General features: G+C 52.1%; 5 protein-coding genes. 4 read left to right on the forward strand and 1 reads right to left on the reverse strand.

Annotated features, from left to right (window positions below; genetic code table 11):
- Nucleotides 1-32 precede the first annotated feature (32 nt).
- The 4 genes from FJ147_12100 to FJ147_12115 all read left to right on the forward strand — a co-directional run bounded on the left by FJ147_12100 (nt 33) and on the right by FJ147_12115 (nt 5701).
- A complete protein-coding gene (locus FJ147_12100) occupies nt 33-1142 on the forward strand; it encodes a TOMM precursor leader peptide-binding protein (GenBank protein ID MBM4256623.1) in 1110 nt (369 codons plus the stop codon).
- Nucleotides 1139-2479 (forward strand): hypothetical protein, encoded by a 1341-nt coding sequence (locus tag FJ147_12105; protein ID MBM4256624.1) that lies wholly within the window; start codon nt 1139-1141, stop codon nt 2477-2479. Before FJ147_12100 ends, FJ147_12105 begins: the two co-directional genes overlap by 4 nt.
- A gap of 147 nt (nt 2480-2626) precedes the next feature.
- Complete coding sequence (locus tag FJ147_12110; protein ID MBM4256625.1) at nt 2627-3316, forward strand: SagB/ThcOx family dehydrogenase; 690 nt, start codon at nt 2627-2629, stop codon at nt 3314-3316.
- A gap of 3 nt (nt 3317-3319) precedes the next feature.
- Entirely contained in the window at nt 3320-5701 is a 2382-nt protein-coding gene (locus tag FJ147_12115) for a tetratricopeptide repeat protein (GenBank protein ID MBM4256626.1), read from the forward strand.
- Between the two features lie 238 nt (nt 5702-5939).
- Here FJ147_12115 and FJ147_12120 read toward each other — a convergent pair whose 3' ends face one another.
- Entirely contained in the window at nt 5940-7766 is a 1827-nt protein-coding gene (locus FJ147_12120; protein MBM4256627.1) for a hypothetical protein, read from the reverse strand.
- Nucleotides 7767-8079: the final 313 nt, after the last annotated feature.

Consider the following 8079-nt stretch of genomic DNA (forward strand, 5'->3'; position numbering starts at 1 on the left):
AATTTTTGTGAAAGGTAATAAGGATCGCAGTCATGGCAAATGACCCAACCCTCGTTCCTCTCAAAGCGCTCCCGGCGCAGTTCGTCCAAACCGCTGACGGGGCAGTCCTGTCCCGGGGCTGCGTCCAGGTGAAAATTAGTGGAGAACGAGCCGCAGATACTGTCAAAGCTGTCTTGACTCTCGCGACAGAAGAGGGAGCGAGTAAAGAGCAAATTTGTGAGTTCTTTGCGGCTCCCGATCGTCCTGCTGTTGCCGCTCTTGTAGATCAGCTCCTCACGCGCCGGATACTGGTCCCAGCAGATACGGTTGAGACATCTGGCGAAAGAGTCGAAGGCACCCTAGATATTTTTTATTGGCACTTTGGAGAAAAAACGTCGACGGTGACCGAACGTCTCAACGAGAAACAGATTGTTGTTCTTGGTGTCAATGCGGTTGCTCGACAGATAGTCTCTGCTCTACGTGCAGTGCAGGCGGAGAACGTGACGGTTATTGATTATCCGTTGCTTCGTAACCTCCGCTTCTTTGATAACGGCGTCGTACATTCGAACGAGTGGTTGTCACCATTGCCACGTCCAGTGTCTTATCAAGAGTGGGCCCAGGATCTTGATCCCCAGTCTTTTGATTGTCTCGTCGCGACATCTGATTTCGGTGGTTTTCAAGTGATGCGTGAATGGAACGAATTCTGTGTCAGCCATCAACGACATTTTTTGCCCATCATGCTTGATAATCTCATCGGCTATGTTGGGCCTTTCGTTATCCCGGGTGAAACAGCTTGTTATGAATGTCTGTACGTGCGGGAGAATGCCAATGCTGACGAACCCCAACTGAAACGGAGCGTTGAGGCTGCGTCGATTCATCATCAGGCAGTGACTGGGTTTCATCCCTCGATGGCTTCTGTGCTCGGGGATATTGCGGCACTTGAATTGACTAAATTCTACGGTGGACTGGGGGGAGTTCCGTGGCGCGTTGGAGCGGTCATCGAAGTGAGTCTACTCGCTGCGGACATGAAAGCCCGCAAACTCTTGAAAGTCCCACGCTGTGCTGTCTGCAGCCCTGTCAGAACACGCTCCACAACGACACCAAACAAGAGTGCGTTCATGCCTGGCCATGACTGGAATGTAATTACGGGCGAGCAAAAATGAAGACATGCCTTCCTACCGGTCCTTCGTTTCGTCGGCTCATTGACATACTCGACTATCTTGTTGATGACCGTGTCGGTATCGTGCGCTATGTGCAGGATGCACGCCGTGAAGCTGGTGTGCCGGATTTCTTTCACTATTTCGCACGTGCGTGCAGCACCCAGGCGTTGAGCCTGCAAACGAACTTTAGTGCTGCTGGTGGTGCGGCTGCCACCCGGGAACGTGCGATCGCTAAAGCTGTAGGGGAAGCGGTTGAACGTTATTGCGGGGCTTTATTCTCTGTCGAGGATCTCCCTCTAGAGTCTGTTGAGTCGGCACCTTTCCCTTGCGTTTCTCCGGACGCCTTTGCCTTGTACAGCGTAGAACAATATGAAAGCCCCGGCTTTCCCTGGGTACCATTTGACGAGCAGACGCCAGTACGCTGGGCGCCAGCTGTGAACCCGCTCACCGGAAAGACACTCTACGTTCCTGCCGCAATGGTGTTTATTCCCTACTATTATTACCAGGGCACTGGCGATGCTCCCATTGTTCAACCCATTTCTACAGGCCTCGCCTGCCATTGCAGCCCTGCCGAAGCGGCGATTTCTGCCGCATGCGAGACGATTGAGCGTGACGCCTTTACGATTACATGGCAAGGTTGCGTGAGTGCTCCTCACGTCCTTGTCGAAACGCTCAGTGATGCGAACTACGATTTGGTGCGGCGCTTTGAACAGACCGGGAGCGAAGTCACCATTCTTAATATCACTACTGATGCAGGGATTCCTTCTATTCTGTCGGTGTTGCGCCACCCTGCCCCGCAGGCCCCAGCGCTGACGTTTGCTGCCTCAACCGCGTTAGACCCAGAAGAAGCTATACGTAAAAGTTTGGAAGAACTGGCGCATACGCGGCGGTACATGCAACAAATAAAGAATCGGATGCCTCCGTTGGTACCAGACCTCTACCATGCGAATGTAGTTGATCAGATCACGCATCTGCATTTTTGGAATGATCACGCGCAGGCCTCACTCGCAGATTTTGTTTTTGCGTCTCCGCGACGTGTCGAGTTTGATGAGATTGAGAACCTGGCGACTGGTAACCCAGCCGAAGAATTGGCCATACTCTGTGAACGTATTGAGGCTGTTGGACATCGGGTGCTCATCACTGATGTGACAACTCCTGATGTCGGAGAACTAGGGCTCTCTGTCGTACGAGCAGTAATTCCCGGTTTTCATCCGTTATTCATGGGGTATGGGATTCGTGCCTTAGGAGGATCTCGTCTATGGGAAGTGCCGCAAAAACTCGGACACCCTGGTGTGAAACGCGCTTCTGGCGACAACCCTGTGCCTCACCCTTATCCATAAGGAGGCCTGCACAACGTGACGCGTACAGTATGGAATGATCTCTTCCGCGCAGAAGGAACTGAGGACCCGCTCTGGGAACTGTTCCACGAGAATTCGAAAATCTCTCGCTATGGAAGTTTCCTTCCGAACGAGGTTGTCCTCGCTCGAATGGAGCAACTGCTTGAATCGCTCGTATTCGACCAATATCCCGAAGTGAAACTCCCGACGTCCTTCTCTCCGCTTAACCTCACCCTCAAAGACGCTATCACTTCGCGTGTGAGTGCTCGGGCTATGAAGCCGTGTCCGCTTACGGTGGAAAACCTGGCGACCTTGTTGCATTACGCCTACGGTGTGACACGGGACAACACGGACACCGTTTTTCCACGGCCGTTTCGTACCGTGCCTTCGGGTGGGGCGCTCTACCCACTTGAGATCTTCTTTCACAGCTCGCACATCGCTGATGCTCCAGCAGGGCTGTATCACTATAGTCCTGCTCGGCACAGTTGTCGTCGTATACACGACGGCGACCTTGCTCCTCGACTTTCTTCCGCGTTTGTCCAGAGTTCGATTCCTACCGAAGCTTCGGTGCTGTTGTTTCTCACCGCCATGTTTGAGCGCTCGACGTTTAAGTACGGCGCACGTGGCTATCGGTTTACGCTCTTAGAGGCAGGACATGTTGCCCAGAACCTTAATCTAGTTGCCACGGCTCTGGGCCTTGGGTGCACGAATGTCGGGGGATTTTTTGATCGTCACCTTGATGAAATACTCGGACTTGATGGCGTGAACCATTCGACCATTTATGTCGTTGCCATTGGCGAGCGCCAGGATGAACCGCCAGAAACACGTGGACTCGTGTAACGTATGGTGAGTTCTCGCCTGGTTCCTATCTCACGTGCTCCTGGCATGCTGAAAGTGGATGGGATTCGCGCGCTCACGCTCGCGTCGCTGTGGCAGACCCTGAACGACTTACAGTACCCAATCGATGTCATTGCCTCTGATATCAGCCTTGGCGTATGGCGAGGACAACAAGTTGCTGCTGAGTTGTATGCTCAGCTTGAGCTAGTGTTGCCACCCCCACAGCAAGTGCTTCCGGCAATGGGCCGATCAATTGTGTGGGATGAACCGCTTCCATATGCAGATGTGATTGGGACCTGGATTGATGCTGAGGCTAGTGGTGATCGTACGACACGAACCGCCTTAGACCTGGCTTCTCGCCTGGTTGTGAAGTTGAAGGATAGTCCACCACGGACCGTAGTAGTGTTTGGTCCACGTGCCGGGTTGTCATGGGAAACTGAAAATACTCTCTTTTTACGGTTTCTCGCGCAAGGGCTTAACGACACGGACAGTCGTCTTGTGTTGGTGCATACCGACAACGACGCTGCAGTTGTTCCTGAAAATTGGCAAGTCCAATGGACCCCTGCTTACAGTGATGGGAAACTCCCGGTCACTAAAAGTTTGTGTCGACTGGTACCAGGGATCCTGCACCCGCATGTCGCTACAATGCTTGCTACCACGCAAGACACAGGGGACCGACTCGGATTCTCGCTGGCCAACGGGCATGTCCTGGTTGCGCCGGAACATCGGTTGGCTCCTCGGACGGTCTCTCGCTTTGCGTACGATCAACTTGCGGCCAAAACGAAGGGGGGCTCGTTGGATTGGCTCCACGCGTACGCCTTGTTTTTTGGTAACAACCTGTATGCGCAACCACTTTTTCTGTGTAAGGAAGCCTGGCAGCGGTTCGCGGAGGGCGGTTATGGTATTGCCTTACGATTGATGGAGCGCGCTATCGCGTGTGCCCCGACTCTGGAACAGCAAGGTTTCTTTCGCGCGCAAGCACAAGGGATACGGATTGGCCTGCTGCGTTTTGCCGAAGCCACTGGAGAGGAAGATCCCTCTCCAGCTTTGGCGCCGGCAGTACGAGGGTTTCTGTTGCAAAGCAAAGGATGGGGGCTAGTGATGGGAGGTTCTCCCGCTCTTGCCGCTTCCTATTTTCAACAAGCACGCGAACTATTAGCGCCGTATTATGAAGGACAGCGTGAATTCTTGTATCTCCTCAACATTTCGGCACTTAGCCGTCTAGAAAGTGGGGATTTCACAGGCGCGTTAGAAATCGAAGCGCAAATCGAAGCGCAAGCCTCGAGGCAAGAGGCACACGACTGGCATCTGGAGTATGTCAACGCCATCAACATTGCACGATTGCATCGTCGTAATCGTGATCTCGCATCAGCTGAACGCTATTACCGTAAAGCGTTTGAAACGACATTAGGCGCAAAGTCGGAGAGCGATGCAGTGTACTGCAATTTCTGCTTCGCGCGAGTTTATCAACAACGTGGACAGGCAACCGAGGCGTTCCAAGCGTACTTGCGCACCGTTTTGCACTGGCTTTCTAGCCGTGCTCCGGAAGCGCTTGCGCCGCGGGTGGCGAAAGCCATACTCGGACGCACTCCCCCGGTTAGTGAAGATTTACCAGAAGCGATCTCGGCTGCTCTGACCTCATGCCTCCTATCGGCAGCTGCGGAACTTCCGCAGCAAATTGCCCTTGCTCGTCTGGCTGATAGAGATGCGATACAGCACCTGCCAGCACCAGCATTTCTACGAACCAACGAGGCTGAATACTCAACCTTTTGTGGGGCAGTGACTGCGCTGGTCGGTTCGCCGGGGTGGAGTGTTGGAGTGATACCGTGGGATGTTCCTTCTCAATGCACTGGAGAACACCATACCCAGTTGCGAGCTGTGACGTTCTCTTTGCTTCAGGACCTGATGCCTACGTCGCGGCTTTCGGCAAAAGATGCTTTGGTGGTGGATGATAGTGTAGGGTACGAGATTGCGGGGACGCTTTTAACGATGGTCGACACGGCACTTCGTTATGACATTGAAACAGTGATCAGCGGAGCTAGTGTCGTGACCCTTGATCCAGAAATGCGTCGTCAACTGACGTTGCAATCTCACGTCCGCTTTAGTGACGCGGTTGCCAGAGTGGAACAGCAAAGCACCCAAGAGCTGATCTACTTTAAGCGCTATTTCTCTCCGCGCCGACTAACATTCCGTGAGCATTGGCTTGGCAAGGCACTCCAGGAATCGCCGACTGTAGAAGACCTATGGCGTCAGCATGGTCAAGACGAATCACAGGAGACATTCCTCTCCATGATTCGTACGTTGGAGCGAGAGCGGATTATTGTCCTCTCTGTCCATGAAAAGGCGTTGGCGTTTGGGGAACAGAGAAAGGAATTACATCATGGGTGAAGAAAGATCTCCTCGGAGTAATATGGCAGGAATGGCTTTCGCTGGCAGTGTTCTGGCTGGTATAGGGCTGGGAGCGGCATTTGGTCGGTCTGATCTTGGAACTTTAATTGGTATTGGGGTGGGATTAGTTCTTATGGCATTGCTCAAAAACAAGTCGTAACTATCCTGCCTCTAGTTCAACGGTTATCATGGGATATTCTTCTCCAAAAGTTGCCCAGCTCGGCCCAGGTGCTTTGGGTCATCGGTTCAGTAGTTTGCGTTCAAGATCGGAGAGGTGCTCATCCTTAGGATGAATAGTGAAAGACTCCGGCAAGACGAGCGGCGCCTCTACATCCGGGGTCCAAATTCGCGGGGTGAGGTAGATAAACACCTCTTGTTTCTGGCGGCTAAATTCTTGATCAGCAAAAAGTAAGTTGGCAGGGGGGAGATGGCGCAACCACGGCACCCCAGTATTTCCTCGTGTTTTGCGATTGAGAACTAGCCCTCCAATGATAATCGTCTGTCCGCTTGTTACTCGCATGACTGTTTGTGCAGAATTCTTATCTACTTCCACCGCGATGTTTTGTTCGGTTGGAATAAATTGTGAGTCTTCTACATCCACGTCCATACGGATCATCTCATCAGAAAGAACTGTCGGGGTGATCTTCATAATCACTCCACTCGTCACTGCATTGGTAGTTGTGATGGTTGCCCCATTCTGTGGTGCTTGCACCACGACATAACGGTTGCGCGAGATATCAATCGTTGCGGTTTCTCCACTAAGAGTTGCGACATATGGTCGAGCAATCAAGCGTGCTCTATTGGTAGAGACCAGTGCATTAATGAAGGCCGAAAGTTGGAGTTTATTATTTGCTCCAGGAACATAAGTAAAACCTAGGGAATTGCCTAATAGAGAGCCAAAGCTTGTAGCGATGTTGCTATACGGACCTGCTGACAGCTTTGAAATATCTATAGCAAGCTGATCTAACGCATCAGCGTCAAATTCGACGATTAACGCCTCGATAATGATATGTGAAGGATCACGATCAGCTCTGCGCAGTGCGACCGCGGCCTTTTTCGCTTCATCTGCCGGTCCGTAGAGAATGAGCGTATTGGTTTTTGGCTGCTGACCATAGGTGACAACCCGCGTGCCGCCGATGCCTGCTTCAGGGTAGAGGCTGTCAAGGAGCGAGGCTGCTGTTGTTGTATCCAAGTATCGTAATGGGACAGTCACGAGGGTTGAAGGTGCAGTGGGTGCAGCAGACAGATCTGAATAGGATGAAGGTCCATAAGCGGCGAGAGACGATGCTGAGTCGGCCCCTCCGGTCGTCGAGGGGCCTATGCCAGGAGAGGTTGCAGAAGAAGGCTGGGCAGCAGTCGGGGTTGTGGCGGATGGGGAAGGGGGAGGAGAGGTGGCCGAAGGTGGAGTGTTTAGCGTTCCTCCGGTGTTAGGAGAAGTGGGCGAGGCTGCACTCGCAGAAGGAGTCGACGCAGGGCTCGCAGAGGTACCGCTTTGTGATGTCGGGGAAGACGGTGTGGAAGAGGGGTCGGCAGGCGAAGAAGTTGATGCAGAAGGGGTGGTTGTGTCGACTCCAATCACGAGCAATCCGTCTTTGGTCGTGCACGAAAATCCTTGCGAGGAAAGAAGTTTCTGTAAGGCTTGAGATAAGGGTACATTATCAAAGCGAGCAGAGGTTCTGCTATTGGGGATAGGATCGTTAAGCAGAAAGGCAGCTTGAGACTTATCTAGTAGGCTTTGTACGATCACTCGGAGAGGAGCGTTGATTAAATAAACACTCACTGTATGTTCTTGCCCATTCCCTGGATTCTGGAGTTCAAGCTTGCGAATAGTCTGTTCTTGCTGCTGTTGCTGTTGGCTTGCTAACTCCAGATTTTGTTTCTGAAAGGCAGCGAGTAGAGTCGACAACTCTTTATCCTGCTTGATTGAGTGTGGCGTGCAGTTGGTGAGCAAAGGAAAGACGACGAACCAGAGCAGTTTCTTCGCGAATATTTTTTCTTGTGACCGACGTCGAGTGAAAACGCTGCCCACGATAACCCAAGACTTAGGTGTGAGAATATACATCACAATATACTTTTTCTCAAAGCCTTTGCTTTGTGTGACCTGTCGTGTTTCTGAATTTACAGTTCTGGGTACATGCTCTGTAGTACCCGAGAGGCCCCCGCAGAGGAAATCTTACCGAACTTCAGAGGGAAAAAGCAAATGGTCGATGATGGGGAGACAGTGACGACTAGTTACTTTGTCTATAGTAATAGGCATGGGCAAGAATTAAGTTACCGATTAAGAGCGAGGAAGAAGCGTATAGTTCCAATCGCCATGAAACTTACCGGGTTTGATATTGAGCGCTTGAAACTCATCGTCGGAGACCTGTAGGCCTTTG

It is taken from the genome of Deltaproteobacteria bacterium, assembly GCA_016874775.1.
Lineage (GTDB): Bacteria > Desulfobacterota > Binatia > Bin18 > Bin18 > VGTJ01.

Bases quoted from the DNA above. Each gene is read 5' to 3' on its own strand.
- FJ147_12110 (MBM4256625.1), top strand. From the start codon at position 2,627: ATGGAGCAACTGCTTGAATCGCTCGTATTCGACCAATATCCCGAAGTG.
- FJ147_12115 (MBM4256626.1), top strand. From the start codon at position 3,320: ATGGTGAGTTCTCGCCTGGTTCCTATCTCACGTGCTCCTGGCATGCTG.
- FJ147_12100 (MBM4256623.1), top strand. From the start codon at position 33: ATGGCAAATGACCCAACCCTCGTTCCTCTCAAAGCGCTCCCGGCGCAG.
- FJ147_12105 (MBM4256624.1), top strand. From the start codon at position 1,139: ATGAAGACATGCCTTCCTACCGGTCCTTCGTTTCGTCGGCTCATTGAC.